Consider the following 21005-nt stretch of genomic DNA (forward strand, 5'->3'; position numbering starts at 1 on the left):
CCTATTGCGCATTGCGCCGCAGCATCTGCCCCAGAGCTTTGAGTAAGGGCGCTGCATGCTGCCCCCCCGTTTCAGTCGGGGCAAATGTATTCGCTCCCCCACGGGTTCTGTCAGGAACAGAGTTGAACGCTGCAGCGTGAAAGACGGCGGGTAGTTAACCGGCATCTCGCTTTAACAGGTTATAAACCGACACCCGTGAAATGCCCAGCGCCTCCGCCGCCATGGTGGCCGCCCCGCGCAGTTGCAGATAGCCCTGTTGCTTCAATAACTGGATCACCTGAAAACGTTGCTCGGAAGAAAGCGCACGCGGCTGGGTGGCATGCGACGCGGCAAAATTGTTGATCACTGCAGCGATATCCGACAGCGAACGGGCCCCCTCCGCCGCCGGCTGCGGCACACTCTGCACTACCGCGGTCAATTGTTGCAAGATGGCGTTGACACTGTTGAAAATTGAGACGTCCAAATTAAGGCAGATGGCCGCCACATAGACGCCTTCACTGTTGCGCAGACCAATCGAGGTGCTTTTGGCCGGACGCCCGTCCGGGAAGGCATTGGCGTAATTTTGTACCACGTCCGGAAAGTCCGGCGAGGCAATGCGCTCCAGCCCCATTTCACTGGCGGCGTCGCCAATACTGCGGTTCGACAGATTGTTGGCGATGGCGACGATGGCATGGTCCGGCTGTGTCAGATCGTGCAATACCACTTCACAACTGGGGGCAAACATCATACCCAGCGCCTGGACAATTTTTTCCGCTTCGCGCAGCAATAGCGCATTTTCCTGCCTGAGATCGCTCATTAACTTAACCATTTGACAAAAACTTTACAAAGAGTAAATTAAAAATTCCGGACAATCAATCTCTCCTTCATCCCCGCGAGGTCGCCATGAGTTCAACGCCCCACTGTATCACCGCCGCCGATATCTCTACCGCCGCAGAAATCCTGGCCGGACATGCCCGCCACACGCCGGTCATGACCTCGCATCAGGCCGACAACCTCACCGGTGCAAAACTGTTCTTCAAATGCGAGAACTTCCAGCGCGTCGGTGCCTTTAAGTTCCGCGGGGCGTACAACGCGATCGCGCAACTGAGCGAGGCGCAGCGCAAGGCCGGAGTGATCGCCTTTTCCTCCGGTAACCACGCGCAGGCAATGGCGCTGGCGGCGCGGGAACTGGGCGTCAACGTCACCATAGTCATGCCGAACGACGCGCCGGCAACCAAGCTGGCGGCGACACGCGGCTACGGTGCCAACGTGGTGATTTACCAACGCCACAGCGAGAACCGCGAAGAGATTACCCAGCGATTGGCCGCAGAACAGGGTCTGTCGATAGTCCCCCCCTATGATTACCCACAGGTGATTGCCGGCCAGGGTACCGCCACCAAAGAGCTGATAGAAGAAGTCGGCCCGCTGGACGTGTTATTGGTGTCTACCGGCGGCGGAGGCCTGCTTTCCGGCAGCGCGATAGCGGCCCACCACTGGTCGCCGGGCTGCCGGGTGTTCGGTGTGGAGCCACAGGCGGGCAACGACGTGCAGCAAGCTTTTCGCAGCGGGCATCCGGTGCGCATTCCGGTGCCGAAAACCATCGCCGATGGTGCACAAACCCAGCAGGTGGGTACACTCACCTTCCCGATCATTCAGCAGTACGTAGAGGATATTTTGACGGTCACCGACGCGCAGCTGTGCCGGCAAATGCGCTTTTTTATGGAACGGATGAAAATGGTGGTCGAGCCAACCGGGTGCCTGGCCGCCGCGGCAGCGATGAATTCGCTGCTGGATTTGCGCGGTAAAAAAGTCGGGGTGATTGTCAGCGGCGGCAACGTCGACGTGGATAAAATCGCGCAATACCTCGCTATAGGCGCGCAAGAATAATGCCTTCAGTGGGTTAACCATATCCGCGAGGCGAGCAGTTCACCCTGGCCTGGCAGGGGCGCTGCACGCTGCGCCCGCATTAGTCATAAACGACGCTGGCGCTTGAAAGACGACGGATATGGCGCTTTTACCTATGTCAGTTTGCTGGCCAGTGGGCTAGTATTACCGGGTAAAGGCGCTTTGTTATTTGTGCCAGGGCGAAATTTAACACATTGATTAAAGATACCTTAATGAGCACCTCCGATAACCGTAACCGTTCTGCATCGTCATCCTCCCGTTATTCCCTGCCCGAACGCGCGGGCGACTTGCGCCAGTTGGGGCAGCTAACCGGCGCGGCCTGTGCCGTGGAGTGCGCCGAGATCGTCGAACGTCATAACGGGCCGGTGATGCTGATCGCCCCAGACATGCAGAACGCCCTGCGGCTGCGTGACGAAATCCAGCAGTTTACCGATCAAATGGTGACCACGCTGTCCGACTGGGAAACCCTGCCCTACGACAGCTTCTCGCCGCACCAGGAGATTATCTCCGCCCGTCTGTCGAGCCTGTACCACCTGCCGACCATGGTGCGCGGCGTCATCATTCTGCCGGTCAATACCCTTATGCAGCGCGTTTGTCCGCACGAATTCCTGCACGGCCACGCGCTGGTGATGAAAAAGGGCCAGCGTCTGTCGCGCGAAAAACTGCGCGCCCAGTTGGAACAAGCCGGCTATCGCAGCGTCGATCAGGTGATGGAGCACGGCGAATTCGCCACCCGCGGCGCGCTGCTCGATTTGTACCCGATGGGCAGCGAGGAACCTTACCGCATCGATTTCTTCGACGATGAAATCGACAGCCTGCGCATCTTCGACGTCGACACCCAGCGCACGCTGAGTGAAGTCGAGGCCATCAACCTGCTGCCGGCCCATGAATTCCCGACCGACAAAACCGCCATCGAGCTGTTCCGCAGCCAGTGGCGCGAACAGTTTGAGGTGCGCCGCGACGCCGAACATATCTACCAACAGGTGAGCAAAGGCACCTGGCCGGCCGGCATCGAATACTGGCAACCGCTGTTCTTCAGCCAGCCGTTGCCGTCGCTGTTCAGCTATCTGCCGGCCAACACGCTGATCGTCAACACCGGCAATCTGGAGAGCGCCGCCGAGCGCTTCTGGCTGGACGTCAACCAGCGTTACGAAAGCCGCCGTGTCGATCCTATGCGCCCGCTGCTGGCGCCGGACAGCCTGTGGCTGCGGGTTGACGCGCTGTTTGGCGAATTGAAAGCCTGGCCGCGCATGGCACTCAAAACCGAAGCGCTGCCAGCCAAAGCCGGCAACACCAATCTGGACTATCGCGCGCTGCCGGATCTGGCGGTGCAAGCCCAGAATAAAGCGCCGCTGGACCAACTGCGCCGCTTTATAGAAAGCTTTGACGGCAGCGTGATTTTCTCGGTCGAGAGCGAGGGCCGCCGCGAAACGCTGCAAGACCTGCTCGGCCGCATCAAACTCGGCACGTCGTTAATTCAACATCTCGATCAGGCGGAACCGGCCGGCCGCTACATGATGGTCGGCGCCTCCGAGCGCGGTTTCCTCGACGGCATACGCAACCGGGCGCTGATCTGCGAAAGCGATCTACTCGGCGAACGCGTCAGCCGCCGCCGACAGGACAATCGCCGCACCATCAATACCGATACCCTGATCCGCAACCTGGCGGAGCTGCATCCCGGCCAGCCGGTGGTGCATCTGGAACACGGCGTCGGGCGTTACGTTGGCCTGACGACGCTGGAAGCCGGCGGCATCAAGGCCGAATACCTGATCCTGTCCTACTCCGGTGAAGACAAACTCTATGTGCCGGTCTCTTCGCTGCACCTGATCAGCCGCTATGCCGGTGGCGCAGATGAAAACGCGCCGCTGCACAAGCTGGGCGGTGACGCCTGGACTCGCGCACGGCAAAAAGCCGCGGAACGGGTGCGGGACGTGGCGGCCGAGCTGCTGGATATTTACGCCCAGCGCGCCGCCAAATCCGGCTTCGCCTTCAAACACAACCGCGAACAGTATCAACTGTTCTGCCAGAGCTTCCCGTTTGAAACCACCCCAGATCAGGAACAGGCAATCAACGCCGTGCTGAGTGACATGTGCCAGCCGCTGGCGATGGATCGGCTGGTGTGCGGCGACGTCGGCTTCGGCAAAACCGAAGTGGCGATGCGCGCGGCCTTCCTGGCGGTGGAAAACGGCAAGCAGGTGGCGGTGCTGGTGCCCACTACGTTGCTGGCGCAGCAGCACTTCGACAACTTCCGCGATCGCTTCGCCACCTGGCCGATTCGCATCGAAATGATGTCGCGTTTCCGCAGCGCCAAAGAGCAACAACAGATCATGGACGACGCCGTCGATGGCAAAGTGGACATTATTATCGGCACCCACAAACTGTTGCAGAGCGATCTGCGCTGGAAAGATCTGGGGCTGCTGATCGTCGATGAAGAACACCGTTTCGGCGTGCGCCACAAAGAACGCATCAAGGCGATGCGCGCCGATGTGGATATCCTGACGCTAACCGCCACGCCGATCCCGCGTACGCTGAATATGGCGATGAGCGGCATGCGCGACCTGTCGATTATCGCGACCCCGCCGGCCCGTCGTCTGGCGGTGAAAACTTTCGTGCGCGAGTACGACAGCCTGGTGGTTCGCGAGGCGATACTGCGTGAAGTGCTGCGCGGCGGCCAGGTTTACTACCTGTACAACGACGTGGAGAACATCGAGAAGGCCGCAGAGAAGCTGGCTGAACTGGTGCCGGAAGCGCGTATCGCCATCGGTCACGGACAGATGCGCGAGCGCGATCTGGAGCGGGTGATGAACGATTTTCACCACCAGCGTTTTAACGTGCTGGTCTGTACCACCATTATTGAAACCGGCATTGATATTCCCAGCGCCAATACCATTATCATCGAACGCGCCGATCGCTTCGGGCTGGCGCAGCTGCATCAGTTGCGCGGCCGCGTAGGCCGTTCGCACCATCAGGCCTACGCCTATCTGCTGACGCCGAATCCGAAGGCCATGAGCACCGACGCGCACAAACGGCTGGAAGCCATCGCTTCGCTTGAAGATCTCGGCGCAGGCTTTGCGCTGGCCACCCATGACCTGGAAATCCGCGGTGCGGGCGAGCTGCTGGGTGAAGATCAAAGCGGCCAGATGACCACCGTCGGCTTCTCGCTGTACATGGAACTGCTGGAGAGCGCGGTCGACGCGCTGAAAAACGGGCGCGAGCCGTCGCTGGAAGATCTCACCAGCAACCAAACCGAAGTGGAGCTGCGCATGCCGGCCCTGCTGCCGGACGATTTTATCCCGGACGTGAACACCCGCCTGTCATTCTATAAACGCATCGCCAGCGCGAAAAACGACGGTGAACTGGAAGAGCTGAAGGTGGAACTGATTGACCGCTTCGGCCTGTTGCCGGATCCGGCGCGCAACCTGTTGCAAAGCGCGGCGCTGCGCCAACATGCGCAGAAACTGGGGATTAAGCGCATAGAGGGGAACGAGCGCGGTGGGTTTATCGAGTTTGGCGAAAAGAATCGGGTCGATCCGGGTTACCTGATCGGTTTGCTGCAAAGCAATCCGCAAATTTATCGCCTGGATGGGCCAACCAAGCTGAAGTTTATGCTGGACCTGACCGATCGCCAGAAGCGCCTGAAGTTCACCGAGGAACTATTGACCGCATTCCGCGAGCATACGTTGGCAGCCTGACTGTCAGCCCCGGCGGTAACGCTATTGCCCGGCCTTGCCCGGCTGCGGTTCTAAGTTATCGCCAAGCTGTCTATCCCGTTTTTTCGGTTCAGGATACTCTGTGCTCAGCCAAGCTTAATGGGGGTAGCCATGAATATTGATGATGAGTTGCGTGCGCTCAGCGAACAGGAAGCCACGCTGACCTTTAGCCATTTTGACTCTGCAACCGCCTGGGAGCTGGGCGCGGCGCTGAAGACCGCCGCAGAGCAACGGCATCTGAGTATCGCCATCGAAATCCAGCTGGCCGGGCAGACGCTGTTCTATTACGCCATGCCCGGCACCACGCCGGACATCGCCGACTGGGTACGGCGCAAACGCAACGTGGTGAATCACTTTCACAAAAGTTCTTACGCTATCGGCCTGCGCTTGCAACAGCGGCAGGCAACGCTGGAGGAGCGCTATGGCCTGAGCGTGCGTGACTACTCGGTGCACGGCGGCGCTTTTCCTATCAATCTGGCAGGCATAGGCTGCATCGGCACCCTAAGCATCTCCGGTTCGCCACAGCTGGAGGACCATAACCTGCTGGTCGGCACGCTGGCACATTTTCTCGGTTTATCCCTGCCCTCGTTGCATTAAGCGCTAAAAGTCTCGTTATCTTTTCCCACCCGGCCGCCTTATCCGCGGCCGGCCTGCCTTTTCCGCTTCACCCTTCCAATCAAAATAGCGTAACTCCGATTTTCTGCGTCCCTTTGATGTATATCTAGGAATCGCTGCCGTAACTGGCGTAGTGTGTCTATCAGCTATTCGAGACGGACCTTACCTGGCCCGCCATTCCGTTCTCTTTTATAGACTTGGTCCGCACCTTAGATGAAAACGCACGAAATTACCGGCATCCGGCCGTTCAGCGCGCTGATTGACGCCTGCTGGCGAGAACCCTATTCCCTGCAACGCCTGCTTAAAGATGCCATCGCCGGTGTCACCGTCGGCATTATCGCCATCCCGCTGGCGATGGCACTGGCAATCGCCAGCGGCGTGCCCCCTCAGTACGGGCTCTACACCTCGGCAGTCGCCGGCATCGTCATCGCCATCACCGGCGGTTCGCGCTACAGCGTCTCCGGCCCCACCGCCGCCTTTGTGGTGATCCTCTATCCGGTATCGCAGCAGTTCGGCCTTTCCGGGCTGCTGATCGCTACCCTGCTTTCCGGCGTGTTTCTGGTGATTATGGGGCTGGCTCGCTTCGGCCGTCTGATTGAATATATTCCCCTGTCGGTCACGCTGGGCTTTACCTCCGGGATCGCCATCACCATCGCCACCCTGCAAGTGAAGGATTTCTTCGGCCTGCAACTGGCGGCGATGCCGGAAAATTATGTCGGCAAGGTTTACGCCCTATTGCAGGCGCTGCCGACGCTGGATATCGGCGACACGCTGATCGGCGCGGTCACGCTGCTGATACTGGTGTTCTGGCCGAAGCTCGGCCTGCGGGTGCCCGGCCATCTGCCCGCGTTGCTGGCGGGGATGGCGGTCATGGGCATCCTGGCGCTGTTCGATCATCAGGTGGCGACTATCGGTTCCCGTTTCAGTTATCTGCTGGCCGATGGTAGCCGTGGACAGGGTATCCCGCCGATCTTGCCGCACCTGATGCTGCCGTGGGATCTGCCGGCCGCTGGCGGCAAGCCGATGCCGCTGAGCTGGCAGACGCTCTCCGCCCTGTTGCCGGCGGCATTTTCCATGGCGATGCTGGGCGCCATTGAATCGCTGCTGTGCGCGGTAGTGCTGGATGGCATGACCGGCAAAAAACACAACTCCAACACCGAACTTATCGGCCAGGGCGCGGGTAACCTCATTGCGCCGTTTTTTGGCGGCATTACCGCCACCGCCGCCATTGCGCGTTCGGCGGCCAACGTGCGCGCCGGCGCTACCTCGCCGGTGGCGGCCATTATCCATGCGTTGCTGGTGCTGCTGGCGTTGCTGGTACTGGCCCCCTGGCTGTCCTGGCTACCGTTGTCGGCGATGGCGGCGCTGTTGCTGATGGTGGCATGGAACATGAGCGAAGCGCACAAGGTCATTTATCTGCTGCGCAGGGCACCAAAGGACGACATCCTGGTGATGCTGCTGTGTCTGTCGCTGACGGTGCTGTTCGATATGGTGATCGCCATTACCGTGGGCATAGTGCTGGCCTCGCTGCTGTTTATGCGGCGCATTGCACGCATGACCCGCCTGAGCGAACTGAGCGCCGGAAACGGCCGCCTGGTGCTGAGAGTGAATGGCCCGCTGTTTTTCGCCGCCGCCGAACGCATCTTTAATGAATTGCTGGCGCGCAGTGAAAGTTATGACGTGATTGTGCTGCAATGGGACGCGGTGCCGGTGCTGGATGCCGGGGGCTTAACCGCCCTGCAACGTTTTATTGAGGCCCTGCCCGCAGGCAAGCAGTTGGCGATCACCGATATTCCGTTCCAGCCGTTGAAAACGCTGGCGCGGGCGCGGGTACAGCCGATCGAGGGAAAACTGCATTTCTACCCGACGCTGCCGGAAGCGCTGGCTGCGCTGGGCGATTAAAAAAGCAAAAGCCCGACAAATCGGGCTTTTTCAGACGCGGAAACCGGCTTAGTTGCTGGTATCCAGCTCCGGGAAGCTCTTCACCAGATCGTCGATGGCTTTCATCTGCACCAGGAACGGCTCCAGCTTGTCCAGCGGCAGCGCGGATGGGCCGTCGCACTTGGCACTGTTCGGCTCCGGGTGCGCTTCGATGAACAAACCGGCCAGACCCACCGCCATGCCGGCGCGCGCCAGCTCGGCAACCTGCGCACGACGACCGCCGGAAGCGGCGCCGAACGGATCACGGGTCTGCAGGGCGTGAGTAACGTCGAAGATCACCGGGTGGCCGCCGGTCACGTTTTTCATCACGTTGATGCCGAGCATGTCGACCACCAGGTTATCGTAGCCAAAGTTACTGCCACGATCGCACAGGATCACCTGATCGTTGCCGCCTTCCTTGAACTTGTCGACGATGTTGCCCATTTGGCCCGGGCTGACGAACTGTGGCTTCTTGACGTTGATTACCGCGCCGGTTTTCGCCATCGCTTCAACCAGATCGGTCTGACGCGCCAGGAAGGCCGGCAGTTGGATAACATCAACCACTTCTGACACCGGCTGCGCCTGCGACGCTTCGTGCACGTCGGTGATGATTTTCACGCCGAAGGTTTTTTTGATTTCTTCGAAGATTCTCATCCCCTCTTCCAGACCCGGACCACGGTACGAGTGAATGGAAGAACGGTTGGCTTTGTCAAAAGAGGCTTTGAAAACGTAAGGAATGCCCAGTTTTTGCGTTACGGTCACGTAGTGCTCGCAGATGCTCATCGCCAGATCGCGCGATTCCAGCACGTTCATACCGCCAAACAGCACAAACGGCAGATCGTTCGCTACGTTGATGTCGCCAATGCTAACTACTTTCTGTTTCATGCTTTCGCCTTTGTTGATGTTATACCCGTCGCCTTCCAGGCCGCAGCTTGAAATGCACAGGGTATTTTAAATGAATTAATGCAGCGTAACCTGTTTAGGTTCAATCGAGTGGATCTGTACTTTGATCACTTCGCTGATTGGATCTTCAGGACACTGTTCGACAAAATAGTTGAGATCGGAAATAGCGATATGGTTGCATTCCAACTGGGCGTAAATCAGCCCGCGGTCGCGGATCTCGTAAGGATCGTCCGGATCGAAGCACAGCACCGTTTCGCTGGCACGCAGGGCCATTTCCATCTGTTTTTCTTCCATCAGGGCGGCTTTCAGCGTATCCAGCATTTTACGCACCACCATGATGTTTTCCGATTCATCGAGATCGTCGTCTTCCAGTTCGGCGCCCAAGCCCAGGTTGCCCTTGATCCACACTTCCAGCTGATGTTCGTTCAGCGTTTCGCCGTTCAGCGGGTTGATCAGCCACAATTCTTCATCCAGCCAGTCTGCACGCAGGATCAGCTGGGTGGGGAAAATAACCGGCAACAGCGGTAAATCGAGATGATGGGCGATATGCAGGAAAATGGTGCCGAGCGAGACTGGCGTACCCTGACGCCCTTCCAGCACCTTGTCGAGCCAGATGGCGTCGGATAGCCGATACACGCCACCGGCACCGCCAAAACCCCAGGTTTTGAAGAACAGCTCAATGAGTGCGTCCAGTTGCTGTTCCTGGTTGAGATCCTGCGGCATGGCCGCACGCGCATCGTCGACCAGCTGTTGCAGCTTGCGCTCGACTTCGGCGACGGGAAAATCACGCCGCACCGACTGCGATACCAGGATTACACCCTCGCTCAACAGCGAGGTGTTAAATTCAAAATCAGCAATGCTACTCATAAGTATCCCATCAGAAAGGGTAATTTCGTCGTGGCAAGTTTAATTATCAGGTACAGACAGCCCAGCGCCAGTACAAACGCCAAGGTGCGCAGGTTCTGGCTTTTGGTCTTCTTGCCCAATGCGACGTAACCAAGCAGGATATAGATAATAACGCCAAACAGCTTCTCGGTCAGCCATGAGTCCATGCCCAGCAGCGGATAAAGCTTGAACATCACCACCAGTGCAATACCGCTGGCAAACAACACCGTATCATTAACGTGCGGCGTTATCTTCACCCAGCGCTTGTTCAACATGGCCGAATTGCGCCACTTCCAGAAGAAACGCAATACAAACAAGGCAATACTGAGGGCGACCGTCAACAAATGCAGATTTTTTAACGCCGTGTAGACTGCCATATCGCTTCCTTTTTTTTATTCGCTGTGTGCTTCGTTATTGTTGGTTTTCAGTTACTGCGGCCATTGGCCAAACGTCACGCGATCGTTACCACCGTAATCACGACGTGTAGCGACCGAAATAAAACCGGCGGCCTGCAGCAGCGTGCGTACGCTTTCCCCCTGCTGCCAACCATGTTCAAGCAACAACCAACCCTGATACTGCAGATAATGCGGTGCCTGCTGCACGATGGCGGTCAAATCCGCCAGCCCGTGCCGTGGCGCCACCAGCGCGCTGCTCGGCTCAAAACGCACGTCACCCTGCGCCAGATGCGGGTCAGCCGCGTCGATATAGGGTGGGTTACTGGCGATCAGGGCAAAAGTCTGGCCGGCCAGCGGTTCGAACCAACTGCCCTGCAAGAACCGCGCATTAGCGATCGCCAACTTCTGCGCGTTATGCTGCGCCAGCGCCACCGCTTCCGGCTGCAAATCGACGCCGGTCACCGCGCAATCCGGGCGTTCGCTGGCCAGCGCCAACGCAATGGCACCGGTGCCGGTACCCAGATCGAGGATGGTGCAGGGAGAAGGCGGCAAACGTTCCAGCGCCAGTTCCACCAGGCATTCGGTGTCCGGGCGCGGGATCAGGGTTGCGGGTGATACCGACAACGGCAGCGACCAAAACTCGCGCTCGCCGATCAAATAAGCCACAGGTTCGCCGCGTTCGCGGCGCACCAGCAGCCTTTCCAACTGTTCTTGTTCCTGCGGCGTCAAAACGGTTTCGCCAAACGCCATCAGGAAGGTTCTGGCCCGGCCGGTCACGAAGCCCAGCAGGATCTCGGCATCACGTCGGGCGCTTTCGCTCTGCGTCAGCCGCGCACTTGCCGCCTTCAGCCAGGATTGATAATCCATTACTCAAGCTCTGCGGACAGCGCGGCGAGCTGATCGGCCTGATATTCCTGCACGATCGGCTGAATCAGCATATCCAGCTTGCCTTCCATCACCTCATCCAGACGGTAAATCGTCAGGTTGATGCGGTGATCGGTCACCCTTCCCTGCGGGAAGTTGTAGGTGCGGTTGCGATCGGAACGATCGCCGCTACCCAACAGGTTGCGGCGGGTTGACGCCTCTTCCAGCTGGCGTTTGGCCATTTCGGCGGCGCGGATGCGCGCACCCAGCACCGACATCGCCTTGGCTTTGTTCTTGTGCTGCGAACGCTCGTCCTGGCACTCCACCACGATGCCGGTCGGCAAGTGGGTGATACGGATCGCCGAGTCGGTGGTGTTGACGTGCTGACCGCCGGCACCGGAGGAGCGGAAGGTGTCGATTTTCAAATCGCCGGCATTGATCTCCGGCAATTCGGCCTCCGGCACTTCCGGCATCACCGCCACGGTGCAAGCGGAGGTGTGAATGCGCCCCTGCGACTCGGTTTCAGGTACGCGCTGCACGCGGTGGCCGCCGGATTCAAATTTCAGTTGGCCGTAGACGCCGTCGCCGGAGACCTTGGCAATCACTTCTTTATAACCGCCGTGTTCACCTTCGTTGGCGCTCATGATCTCGACGCGCCAGCGGCGCGTTTCGGCATAACGGCTGTACATGCGGAACAGATCGCCGGCGAAGATCGCCGCTTCGTCACCGCCGGTACCGGCGCGCACTTCCAGGAAGATACCGCGTTCGTCATCCGGGTCTTTCGGCAGCAGCAACAGTTGCAACTGCTGTTCAAGTTCTTCCGTCGCCGCCTTGGCCTGCTTCATCTCTTCCTGCGCCATCTCGCGCATTTCCGGATCGTCCAGCATCATTTCTGCGGTGGCCAGATCGTCCTGCACTTGGCGCCATTCCAGGAAACAACGGCTGACGTCGGTCAGTTGCGAATATTCGCGCGACAGGGCGCGGAACCGATCCTGCTCGGCAATAACGCCGGCATCGCCGAGCAGCGCCTGCACTTCTTCATGGCGCTCTTGTAACGCTTCCAGTTTGGCAACAATAGAAGGCTTCATGCGTGGTATTAAACCCTGTTAAAAGAGAAAACTAATGCTGATCCAGCCCGAGGCTGTCGCGTAATAACTGCAACCGCTCCACGTCGCCGTCGCCGGCGGCCTGCTGGAGGGATTTGGTAGGGGCATGAATAAGGCGGTTGGTCAGCCGGTGGGCCAGTTCGTGGATAACCTGCTCCACGTCAGCGCCTTGCGCGATGGCGGCCAGCGCTTTGCCTTCCATTTCGGCACGGATCTGGTCGGCTTGCGAGCGGTAGTCGCGAATGGTTTCCACTGCACCCTGCGAGCGCAGCCAGGCCATAAAGTTGGTGCTTTCCTGCTGAACGATCGATTCCGCCTGCACTGCCGCGGCTTTGCGCTGCGCCAGGTTGTTTTGGATGATGGCGTGCAGATCGTCCACGCTGTACAAATAGGCGTTCGCCAGCTTACCCACTTCCGGCTCGATATCGCGCGGTACGGCGATATCCACCAGCAGCATCGGCTGGTTGCGACGCGCTTTCAGCGCTCGCTCCACCATCCCTTTACCGATGATCGGCAGCGGGCTGGCGGTAGAACTGATGATAATGTCGGCATCCGCCAGACGTTCGTCGATTTCCGGCAACGTGATCACTTCCGCGCCGACTTCGTCAGCCAGCAACTGGGCGCGTTCGCGGGTTCGGTTGGCGATAATCATATGCCGCACTTTGTGCTCGCGCAGGTGACGCGCCACCAGTTCAATGGTTTCACCGGCGCCGACCAGCAGCACGTTCAGATCGGCCAGCGACTCGAAGATTTGCCGCGCCAGCGTACAGGCGGCAAAGGCCACGGAGACTGCGCTGGCGCCGATTTCTGTTTCGGTGCGCACGCGTTTGGCGACGGAGAAGGATTTTTGGAACAGGCGTTCAAGTTCGCCGGAGAGCGACTGGCCGCGTTGCGACTCGGCAAAGGCTTTTTTCACCTGCCCGAGGATTTGCGGTTCGCCCAGCACCAGCGAATCCAGCCCGCTGGCCACGCGCATCAAGTGGCTGACGGCGTCGTTGCCGTGGTGCCAGTACAGGCTTTTGCTCACTTCTTCCGGGCGCAGGTGATGGTATTCGCACAGCCAGGCTACCAGCTGTTCGTGAAGATGTTCCTGTTGCTCCACGCTGAGATAAAGCTCGGTGCGGTTACAAGTAGACAACACCACACCGCCCTGCACCAACGGTTGTTGGAGCAAGCTGGTCAGCGCCTGATCGATAGACTCTGGGGAGAAGGTCACCCTTTCACGCAGAGAAACCGGAGCGGTTTTGTGATTTATACCTAACGCCAGCAGGGTCATTGCTTCGAGTAATACTTCTGTTGGTACGGGTTCTCGTTGAACGGCATTCTACTTGATGCGCGAGATCAATAAAAGTAACAACCGCATCTTCCGTTCAATCACTGATATAGCCAAAGCCAATCAATGAATAATAATAAATTCAAAAAGTTAAGTTTTATCCAGATCAATAAGCGCACTAAATTTTAGTTTGAAACGCGACGATCCGCACAGTATTCATCAATAAGTTATCCTGATTTAACGGTTATGGCCGCCCAAATAGTCAGCAGAGCTCTCTTCATCGCCGGTTACGGTGCCGGCATGCTACGCCGGCACCTTTAGGCTGTCGCGGCTTATTTAGCTGCAGATAACCCGTTGAACCTTACGTCGCTACAGCTGAAAAAGGTTTCTCTCGCGGGATCCTGCCGCTCCCACTGCACATACAACAGCGTTTGCTTCCCGTCGGCACGATCGGCCGGGATCTTGACGTCAATCTGATAGACGCCGGCATATTTGACCTGGTTGCCTTTGGCCGGCGGCGGAACTATCACTTTAGTCACCTCAAGCTGTGTCAGATCGCTCCATTTCAACTTATCCGTAGCGGCATTGAAACTCGGCTTGGCAAGCGACACCGTCCACTTGCTCGGTTCATGCACCTGGGTGGCATCAAAGTAGAGCGTGGCCTGACCGTCTTTCACCGAAACACTGCTCACCTGCCAGTCGGCATGCGGCTGGTCGATGCCTTCAAACTTGGCGATGCCCGCCGAGCACAGCTGGCCATCAGGGACCTTATCTGACGGATGCTGTGTGCCTTCCAGGTTTTGCGAATAAGCGGGCCATTCGGTAAACATCTGGCGGCGTTCCCAAATAGGGATGGTCTCCGCTTTGTACAAAAAGGCGTTTCTGCAGGCCGCATTAGGCATGTTCGAGCCATCATCCGGGTGGTTGTACCCGCCGTCCTGTTCACAAATCACCTGACGCGCCTTGGGAATCAAGGTAGCGCCGTGCTTTGGCCCGATCGCTTTCGGTTCGGTATTCTCGGCGGCATGCGCCGGCATCGTTAATGCAAACAGCATTCCTGCCAACAGAGAAAAACGCTTTTTCATACGAAATACCTTATTTTCATTATGTGTAGGGGGTTGAAATACATCCGCATCGCCTGCGTGACGCAGATGATGTGCAGATGGATAGCCCTGCTATCCATCTGGCCTTACCAGCATAGACATCTTTCCAGTAAATTGCATAAATAAAATTAATCAATTACCACTGATTATCGAATGAAATACGCATAATTACGCGGTTATTATTCAATAAACATTAATTTAATTGCTAATACATGCTGTTTTGGCACAACACCGACGTGGGTTACAACCGAAGATATTCTCGCGGCCGGCGCGGCACGACTGAGCGATTGTGTTAATCTTATGGCAACCAAAAGCTCAGCCGTCAGCCGTTAAAGCGCCTGTTATCCCGTCAAAAAGACGGTGATATTCGGAAAGGGAGCCTGTTGACGCTGTCGCGTTCCCCCGCTAGCGTGAACGTTGAAAAAAGATTTCGCTGTGCATGCCCGCAAGGACAAAAGGACAAGAGAAAGTTATGCCAATCCGCAAAGTTAGTTTGCTACGTCTGATCCCGCTGGCCAGCCTGGTGCTGGCCGCCTGTACCACCACCAAGCCAAGCGGCCCGGCGACCAGCCCAACCTCACCGCAGTGGCGCACCCACGAGCAAGCGGTGCAACAGCTCGGGCAATATCAAACCCGTGGCTCTTTCGCCTATCTGTCGGACCAGAAAAAAGTCTACGCGCGCTTCTTCTGGCAGCAATTTTCGCCGGAACGCTACCGCCTGCTGCTGACCAACCCGCTTGGCAGCACCGAGCTTGACCTGAACGTGCAACAGAACGTGGTGCAATTGACGGACAACCAGGGCAAGCGCTATGTCAGCGACAACGCCGAAGAAATGATCCGCAAACTGACCGGCATGGCGATCCCGCTGGATAACCTGCGCCAGTGGATGCTCGGCCTGCCGGGCGAGGCCAATGATTTCACGCTGGATGACCAGTACCGCCTGAGCAAGTTGACTTATCAGCAAGGCGGCCAAACCTGGACCGTGGATTACCAGGACTACAACAGCGATCTCAAGCCGCAGTTGCCAAGCCGCCTGGAGCTGAAACAGGGCGATCAACGCATCAAACTGAAAATGGATAACTGGACCCTCAAATGATCCGCCAGTGGCCATCTCCCGCTAAACTAAATTTGTTTTTGTACATTACCGGCCGGCGCGAAGACGGTTACCACCAGCTGCAGACGCTGTTCCAGTTTCTGGATTACGGCGATACGCTGACCATCGACGCGCGGCAGGATGACGCCATCCGCCTGCTGACGCCGGTGGATGGCGTGCCGGACGAGCAAAATCTGATCGTCCGCGCCGCACGCCTGCTGCAACGGCATTGCATCAGCCACGGGGTCAACACGGCCCCGCGTGGTGCCGATATCGGTATCGATAAGCGCCTGCCGATGGGCGGCGGGCTGGGTGGAGGCTCTTCCAACGCCGCCACGGTGCTGGTAGCGCTTAATGAACTGTGGCGCTGCGGGCTGAGCGACGACCAGTTGGCTGAGCTGGGGTTGACCCTGGGTGCCGACGTGCCGGTTTTTGTGCGCGGTCATGCGGCGTTTGCCGAAGGCATCGGCGAACGATTGCAGCCGGCCAATCCGGCAGAAAAGTGGTATCTGGTGGCACATCCGGGCGTCAGCATCCCTACCCCGGTTATTTTTGGCGACGCGGAATTAAAAAGAGACACCCCGGTTCGCCCGTTAAATGTGCTGTTGCAGGCAACTTACGCAAATGATTGCGAACCAATCGCAAGAAAACGTTTTCGCGAGGTTGAACAGCTTCTTTCTTGGCTGTTAGAATACGCGCCGTCACGCCTGACTGGCACAGGTGCATGTGTGTTTGCTGAATTCGACACAGAAATCGCCGCCCGTCAGGTGTTAAATCAAGCTCCGGAGTGGTTGTGTGGTTTTGTAGCGCGTGGCGTTAACGTCTCTCCACTACATCGCATCCGTTCCGGGCAGATTGAACCGTAGTTCTCGTTTCGCTGCGCAGAGTCATGCACACCTGGCCCTGTAATCCCTGCGCCGCTGCGGTTTCAAGTTAGTTTTTACACACCCGTATGATATTGCGCCGGCATCGTTAACTGCCCCTTAGCGAAGGCCGTACGACAATATCTTCTCTGGACGCATGCCTGAGGTTCTTCTCGTGCCTGATATGAAGCTTTTTGCTGGTAACGCCACCCCGGAACTAGCACAACGTATTGCCAACCGTTTGTACACCAGCCTTGGTGACGCCGCTGTAGGTCGTTTTAGCGACGGCGAAGTGAGCGTGCAAATCAACGAAAATGTACGCGGCGGTGATATTTTCATCATCCAGTCCACCTGTGCCCCTACCAACGACAACCTGATGGAACTGGTTGTTATGGTAGATGCCCTGCGTCGCGCCTCCGCAGGCCGTATTACTGCTGTTATCCCTTACTTCGGTTATGCCCGCCAGGATCGCCGCGTGCGTTCTGCTCGTGTTCCCATCACGGCCAAGGTTGTCGCCGATTTCCTCTCCAGCGTAGGGGTTGACCGCGTATTGACGGTGGATCTGCATGCTGAACAGATTCAAGGCTTCTTCGATGTTCCGGTAGATAACGTGTTCGGTAGCCCGATCCTGCTGGAAGACATGCTGCAACAGAATCTGGTGAACCCAATCGTGGTTTCCCCGGATATCGGCGGCGTAGTGCGCGCCCGCGCTATTGCCAAACTGCTGAACGATACCGATATGGCTATCATCGATAAACGCCGCCCGCGTGCGAACGTTTCTCAGGTGATGCACATCATTGGTGACGTGGCAGGCCGTGACTGCGTGCTGGTTGACGACATGATCGACACCGGCGGTACCTTATGTAAAGCGGCTGAAGCGTTGAAAGAACGCGGTGCCAAACGCGTATTTGCCTACGCGACGCACCCGATCTTCTCCGGCAACGCCGTGGAAAACATCAGGAACTCGGTGATTGATGAAGTGATCGTCTGCGACACCATTCCGTTGTCTGCTGAAATCAAGGCACTGAAAAACGTACGCACTCTGACGCTGTCCGGCATGCTGGCTGAAGCCATCCGCCGTATCAGCAATGAAGAGTCAATCTCTGCGATGTTCGAGCATTAATTCATTTTCTTTTGGTGCGGCGCCCTGCCGTACCGGAAGAACCTATTGCCCGGCAGCAGAAAAAGAAAAACCCGTTGGTGCGCAAGCAGCAACGGGTTTTCTACTCGTAGTCAAACATGACCTTAGACCTGAGTGCGCGGCAGATCTCCTTTGCCGTAATGCCGCTTCCCTTACGTTTTTTTAATCAATGCGACGAACGATGCTGATCGTTGCGGCAGCGTTTATCGAAATGTTTTACCCACCAGTAACGATCCGCAACCTGCTCGCGGCCGCCGATACGTGCACCGACCAGCCACAACAACGCACCGACGAAAATACTCATGACGGCGCCATGGGCGAAAAGTTGCGGTAAATCGAGCTGCGATACTTCAGCAAGAATGTTATATCCGACACCGCCGATCATCACGACCAGCCCCAGCCCCATAAAAAAGTTGCCCATTCTGCACGCGTTTCTACGTTTCATATGTCACCTCCATAGCGTTATATGCCAACCGGGATAACTCAGCAAAGGGTTAACCCTCTTTGATAAGTTAAGTATAGTCCCTGGTCCGACAAGGGGTTTGCGGAGACGATCACAAATGGTAAAGAAAACGTGACAAATCTTTACCTTATCCGGTTTATTAGCCAACAAATTGAATTGTTCTTCTAATGAATTATTCAATTTTCAGCCTATGGCAGAATCAATGCGCGGGGTTGGGCATCAGGATTTTGTCATTCGCGGCGGCGGCAGGTAGACTAATGCCCTTTCCATTATCTCGATCATAGCGAATTTCCCAGTGAGCAGTATTAAATTGATAGTCGGCCTGGCGAATCCGGGCGCTGAATATGCCCAGACGCGGCACAACGCCGGCGCCTGGTACGTAGATTTGCTGGCTCAGCGCCATAACCAGCAGTTGAAGGAAGAGAGTAAATTCTTCGGTTACACCGCACGGCTCAATCTGGCGGGCAACGACGTGCGCCTGCTGGTACCGACCACCTTTATGAATCTGAGCGGCAAAGCGGTGCTGGCGATGGCCAATTTCTACCGCATTGAGCCGGACGAAATCCTGGTGGCGCATGACGAGCTGGATATCCCGCCGGGCGTCGCCAAAATCAAACTTGGCGGCGGTAACGGCGGCCATAACGGGCTGAAGGATATTCAGAACAAGTTCGGCAATAACCCGAACTTCTACCGTTTGCGCATTGGCATTGGCCATCCGGGCGATAAAAACAAGGTCGTAGGATTTGTGCTCGGCAAGCCACCGGCCAGCGAGCAAAAAATGATTGATGAAGCGATAGATGAAGCCGCCCGCTGCACCGAAGTTCTGCTGACCGACGGGTTGGAAAAAACCGTGCGCCGTCTGCACAGCTTCAAGGCGCAGGCCTGAGGGTTACCGCAGCGGGCATGCCGCCCGCTGCGTGCTGCGTTACGTCCGCACCTTAAAGGTTTCCTCGCCGACGTGACTGTCATCGGTCCGATACCCTTCTTCAGCCACATAATATTGCGGGTCGTCCAGCTCATGGCTGCAAAACGGACCGGCCCGTTTCAGCAAGCGCACGCAATCGCCGCTCAGGTGGCGCAGGCGGATGGTTTTCCCCGCCGCCAGATAGCGCGCCGTCAGCTTATCGATCGCCTCTACCCCGCTGGAATCCATCACCCGGGTGCCGGCAAAATCCAGCACCACGTTCTGCGGATCGTTTTTCGGCTCAAACAGGTCGGCAAACGCCGCCGTGGAGCCAAAGAACAGCGGGCCGTCGAGTTGATACACCGCCACTTCTCCCTCAACCTGGCGCTGACGAATGCGGATGCGCGCCTGCTGCCAGGCAAACACCAGCGCCGAGATAATCACCCCGCTGATTACCGCCACCGCCAGATCGGTAAAGATGGTGATCAGAGTCACCAGCAGCATTACCAGCGCATCCATCTTCGGCATGCGGCGCAGACGGCGCAGCGAACTCCATTCAAAGGTGTTGTAACACACCACCAGCATGACCCCGGCCAATGCCGCCACCGGCAACAGGCCGATATAGCCCGACAGGCTGACCACGAACAAAATCAGTAACAATGCACCCACCACGCCGGAGATACGCCCGCGGCCGCCTGAGGTGAAGTTGATGATCGACTGCCCAATCATCGCGCAGCCGGCAAAGCAGCCAAATAGGCCGCAAATCGTGTTGCCTGCACCCTGAGCGATGCTCTCGCGGTTGCCGTTGCCCTTCTTGCCGCCCATTTCGTCAAGCACCGTCATGGTCAACAGCGATTCAATCAGGCCGACCAGAGCGATCACCAGCGCGTACGGCAGCACCACTTTCAGCATTTCCAGGTTGAGCGGCGCCATAGGCAGGCTGAAATGCGGCAACGCGCCAGAGATATCCGCCAGATCGCCGACCCGCAGCGTATGCAGATTGAGCCCGATCGCCAATGCGGAAACCACGATCAGTGCCGCCAGCGAAGCCGGGATCACGCGCGTCAGCCGGGGGAAGAACACCACCACCAGGATCGCCAGTACCACCAGCCCATACATCAGCGGCCCCTGCCCGGCAATCATATGCAGCTGCGCCAGCATGATGACAATCGCCAGGCCGTTAACAAAGCCGTGAATGGCGGGCAGCGGCACCAGCCGAATAAATTTGCCCAGCCGGAACACGCCGATCAGGATTTGGATAGCGCCGGCGAAAATCGTTGCCCACAGTACGTATCCCATGCCGTGCTGCGCCGCGAGGCTCATCAGCACGACCACGATCGAACCGGCAGCACCCGACACCATGCCCGGCTTGCCGCCGAACAACGCCGTTACCAGGCCGATAATAAAGGCGGTGTGCAGCCCGACGATGGGGGAAAGTCCGGCGACCAACGAGAAGCCGACCGCTTCCGGGATCATCGATACCGCCACCACAAAGCCCGCCAGGACCTCGTTCTTGACGTCCGACAGCCTGATATTGCTCAGGTTAAACATGGATTATTCGCTTCTGACAGATAAAAAACACATCCCCGCAGAGCGGGAACCAGGGCCGCAAGACGCGGCAAATGATCGGGCGGAGAGCACTCAGGGTGGACTGGGCAAGAAATACATCCGGCGCGTTTCCTGTAGGTTAATCAGAAGTGTCAGTATGTGTAAATGTGATCCAAATCTCAATCGAAAACCGGCCGCCCTATCCGTCTTCCCTGTGTACCCTAAATAATTGGAGTTGCATCAAGGCAGCAAGTGTGAGAATCCCCGGGAGCTTACTCAGGTAAGTGACCGGGGTGAACACTCGCAGCTAACACAGATGCAGCTTCAAGTATGAC

18 protein-coding genes are annotated in these 21005 nt (G+C 57.5%); 8 read left to right on the forward strand and 10 right to left on the reverse strand.

Annotated elements, in window-relative coordinates:
• Nucleotides 1-154 precede the first annotated feature (154 nt).
• Nucleotides 155-796, reverse strand: coding sequence for a helix-turn-helix transcriptional regulator (locus tag QZQ97_RS08095; protein ID WP_311993026.1), 642 nt, complete (start codon nt 794-796; stop codon nt 155-157).
• A gap of 86 nt (nt 797-882) precedes the next feature.
• On the opposite strand from QZQ97_RS08095, the gene QZQ97_RS08100 reads away from it, so the two are divergent.
• The 4 genes from QZQ97_RS08100 (at nt 883) to dauA (ending at nt 8111) form a co-directional block, all read left to right on the forward strand.
• Nucleotides 883-1866 (forward strand): threo-3-hydroxy-L-aspartate ammonia-lyase, encoded by a 984-nt coding sequence (locus QZQ97_RS08100; RefSeq protein WP_311993027.1) that lies wholly within the window; start codon nt 883-885, stop codon nt 1864-1866.
• Nucleotides 1867-2096: 230 nt separating this feature from the next.
• On the forward strand, nt 2097-5576 hold the full coding sequence (mfd, locus tag QZQ97_RS08105; RefSeq protein ID WP_311993028.1) for a transcription-repair coupling factor: 3480 nt from the start codon (nt 2097-2099) through the stop codon (nt 5574-5576).
• Nucleotides 5577-5705: 129 nt separating this feature from the next.
• On the forward strand, nt 5706-6191 hold the full coding sequence (locus tag QZQ97_RS08110; RefSeq protein WP_311993029.1) for a heme-degrading domain-containing protein: 486 nt from the start codon (nt 5706-5708) through the stop codon (nt 6189-6191).
• Nucleotides 6192-6422: 231 nt separating this feature from the next.
• Complete coding sequence (dauA, locus tag QZQ97_RS08115) at nt 6423-8111, forward strand: C4-dicarboxylic acid transporter DauA (protein ID WP_311993030.1); 1689 nt, start codon at nt 6423-6425, stop codon at nt 8109-8111.
• A 48-nt stretch (nt 8112-8159) separates the two neighbouring features.
• Here dauA and kdsA read toward each other — a convergent pair whose 3' ends face one another.
• From kdsA to QZQ97_RS08150, 7 genes are all read right to left on the reverse strand, one after another.
• Entirely contained in the window at nt 8160-9014 is an 855-nt protein-coding gene (kdsA, locus tag QZQ97_RS08120; RefSeq protein ID WP_004943235.1) for a 3-deoxy-8-phosphooctulonate synthase, read from the reverse strand.
• A gap of 75 nt (nt 9015-9089) precedes the next feature.
• A complete protein-coding gene (sirB1, locus tag QZQ97_RS08125; RefSeq protein WP_311993031.1) occupies nt 9090-9899 on the reverse strand; it encodes an invasion regulator SirB1 in 810 nt (269 codons plus the stop codon).
• On the reverse strand, nt 9896-10294 hold the full coding sequence (locus QZQ97_RS08130; protein ID WP_064798780.1) for a SirB2 family protein: 399 nt from the start codon (nt 10292-10294) through the stop codon (nt 9896-9898). The genes sirB1 and QZQ97_RS08130 overlap by 4 nt, the downstream gene beginning before the upstream one ends.
• Nucleotides 10295-10345: 51 nt before the next feature.
• Nucleotides 10346-11179, reverse strand: a complete 834-nt coding sequence (prmC, locus tag QZQ97_RS08135) for a peptide chain release factor N(5)-glutamine methyltransferase (protein WP_311993032.1) — start codon at nt 11177-11179, stop codon at nt 10346-10348.
• Complete coding sequence (gene prfA, locus QZQ97_RS08140; protein WP_311993033.1) at nt 11179-12264, reverse strand: peptide chain release factor 1; 1086 nt, start codon at nt 12262-12264, stop codon at nt 11179-11181. The genes prmC and prfA overlap by 1 nt, the downstream gene beginning before the upstream one ends.
• Nucleotides 12265-12295: 31 nt before the next feature.
• Nucleotides 12296-13558, reverse strand: a complete 1263-nt coding sequence (gene hemA, locus QZQ97_RS08145; RefSeq protein WP_311993034.1) for a glutamyl-tRNA reductase — start codon at nt 13556-13558, stop codon at nt 12296-12298.
• A 329-nt stretch (nt 13559-13887) separates the two neighbouring features.
• A complete protein-coding gene (locus tag QZQ97_RS08150) occupies nt 13888-14640 on the reverse strand; it encodes a lytic polysaccharide monooxygenase (protein WP_311993035.1) in 753 nt (250 codons plus the stop codon).
• A gap of 490 nt (nt 14641-15130) precedes the next feature.
• Between QZQ97_RS08150 and lolB the strand changes: the two genes are divergently transcribed.
• The 3 genes from lolB to prs all read left to right on the forward strand — a co-directional run bounded on the left by lolB (nt 15131) and on the right by prs (nt 17737).
• Nucleotides 15131-15754, forward strand: coding sequence for a lipoprotein insertase outer membrane protein LolB (gene lolB, locus QZQ97_RS08155; RefSeq protein ID WP_311993036.1), 624 nt, complete (start codon nt 15131-15133; stop codon nt 15752-15754).
• A complete protein-coding gene (ispE, locus tag QZQ97_RS08160; RefSeq protein WP_311993037.1) occupies nt 15751-16617 on the forward strand; it encodes a 4-(cytidine 5'-diphospho)-2-C-methyl-D-erythritol kinase in 867 nt (288 codons plus the stop codon). Before lolB ends, ispE begins: the two co-directional genes overlap by 4 nt.
• Before the next feature lie 172 nt (nt 16618-16789).
• Nucleotides 16790-17737 carry a ribose-phosphate diphosphokinase gene (prs, locus tag QZQ97_RS08165; protein WP_004943207.1) on the forward strand — a complete coding sequence of 316 codons (948 nt, stop codon included), beginning with the start codon at nt 16790-16792 and terminating at the stop codon, nt 17735-17737.
• Between the two features lie 184 nt (nt 17738-17921).
• Here the strand turns inward: prs and ychH are convergent, their stop codons facing one another.
• Nucleotides 17922-18200 carry a stress-induced protein YchH gene (gene ychH, locus QZQ97_RS08170; protein ID WP_311993038.1) on the reverse strand — a complete coding sequence of 93 codons (279 nt, stop codon included), beginning with the start codon at nt 18198-18200 and terminating at the stop codon, nt 17922-17924.
• Nucleotides 18201-18513: 313 nt separating this feature from the next.
• Here ychH and pth point away from each other — a divergent pair, with 313 nt between their 5' ends.
• Nucleotides 18514-19104 carry an aminoacyl-tRNA hydrolase gene (pth, locus tag QZQ97_RS08175; protein WP_020826441.1) on the forward strand — a complete coding sequence of 197 codons (591 nt, stop codon included), beginning with the start codon at nt 18514-18516 and terminating at the stop codon, nt 19102-19104.
• A 39-nt stretch (nt 19105-19143) separates the two neighbouring features.
• Here pth and QZQ97_RS08180 read toward each other — a convergent pair whose 3' ends face one another.
• Nucleotides 19144-20673, reverse strand: coding sequence for a SulP family inorganic anion transporter (locus QZQ97_RS08180; RefSeq protein WP_311993039.1), 1530 nt, complete (start codon nt 20671-20673; stop codon nt 19144-19146).
• Between the last annotated feature and the right edge of the window lie 332 nt (nt 20674-21005).

Source organism: Serratia sp. root2 (genome assembly GCF_031931805.1).
Lineage (GTDB): Bacteria > Pseudomonadota > Gammaproteobacteria > Enterobacterales > Enterobacteriaceae > Serratia > Serratia inhibens.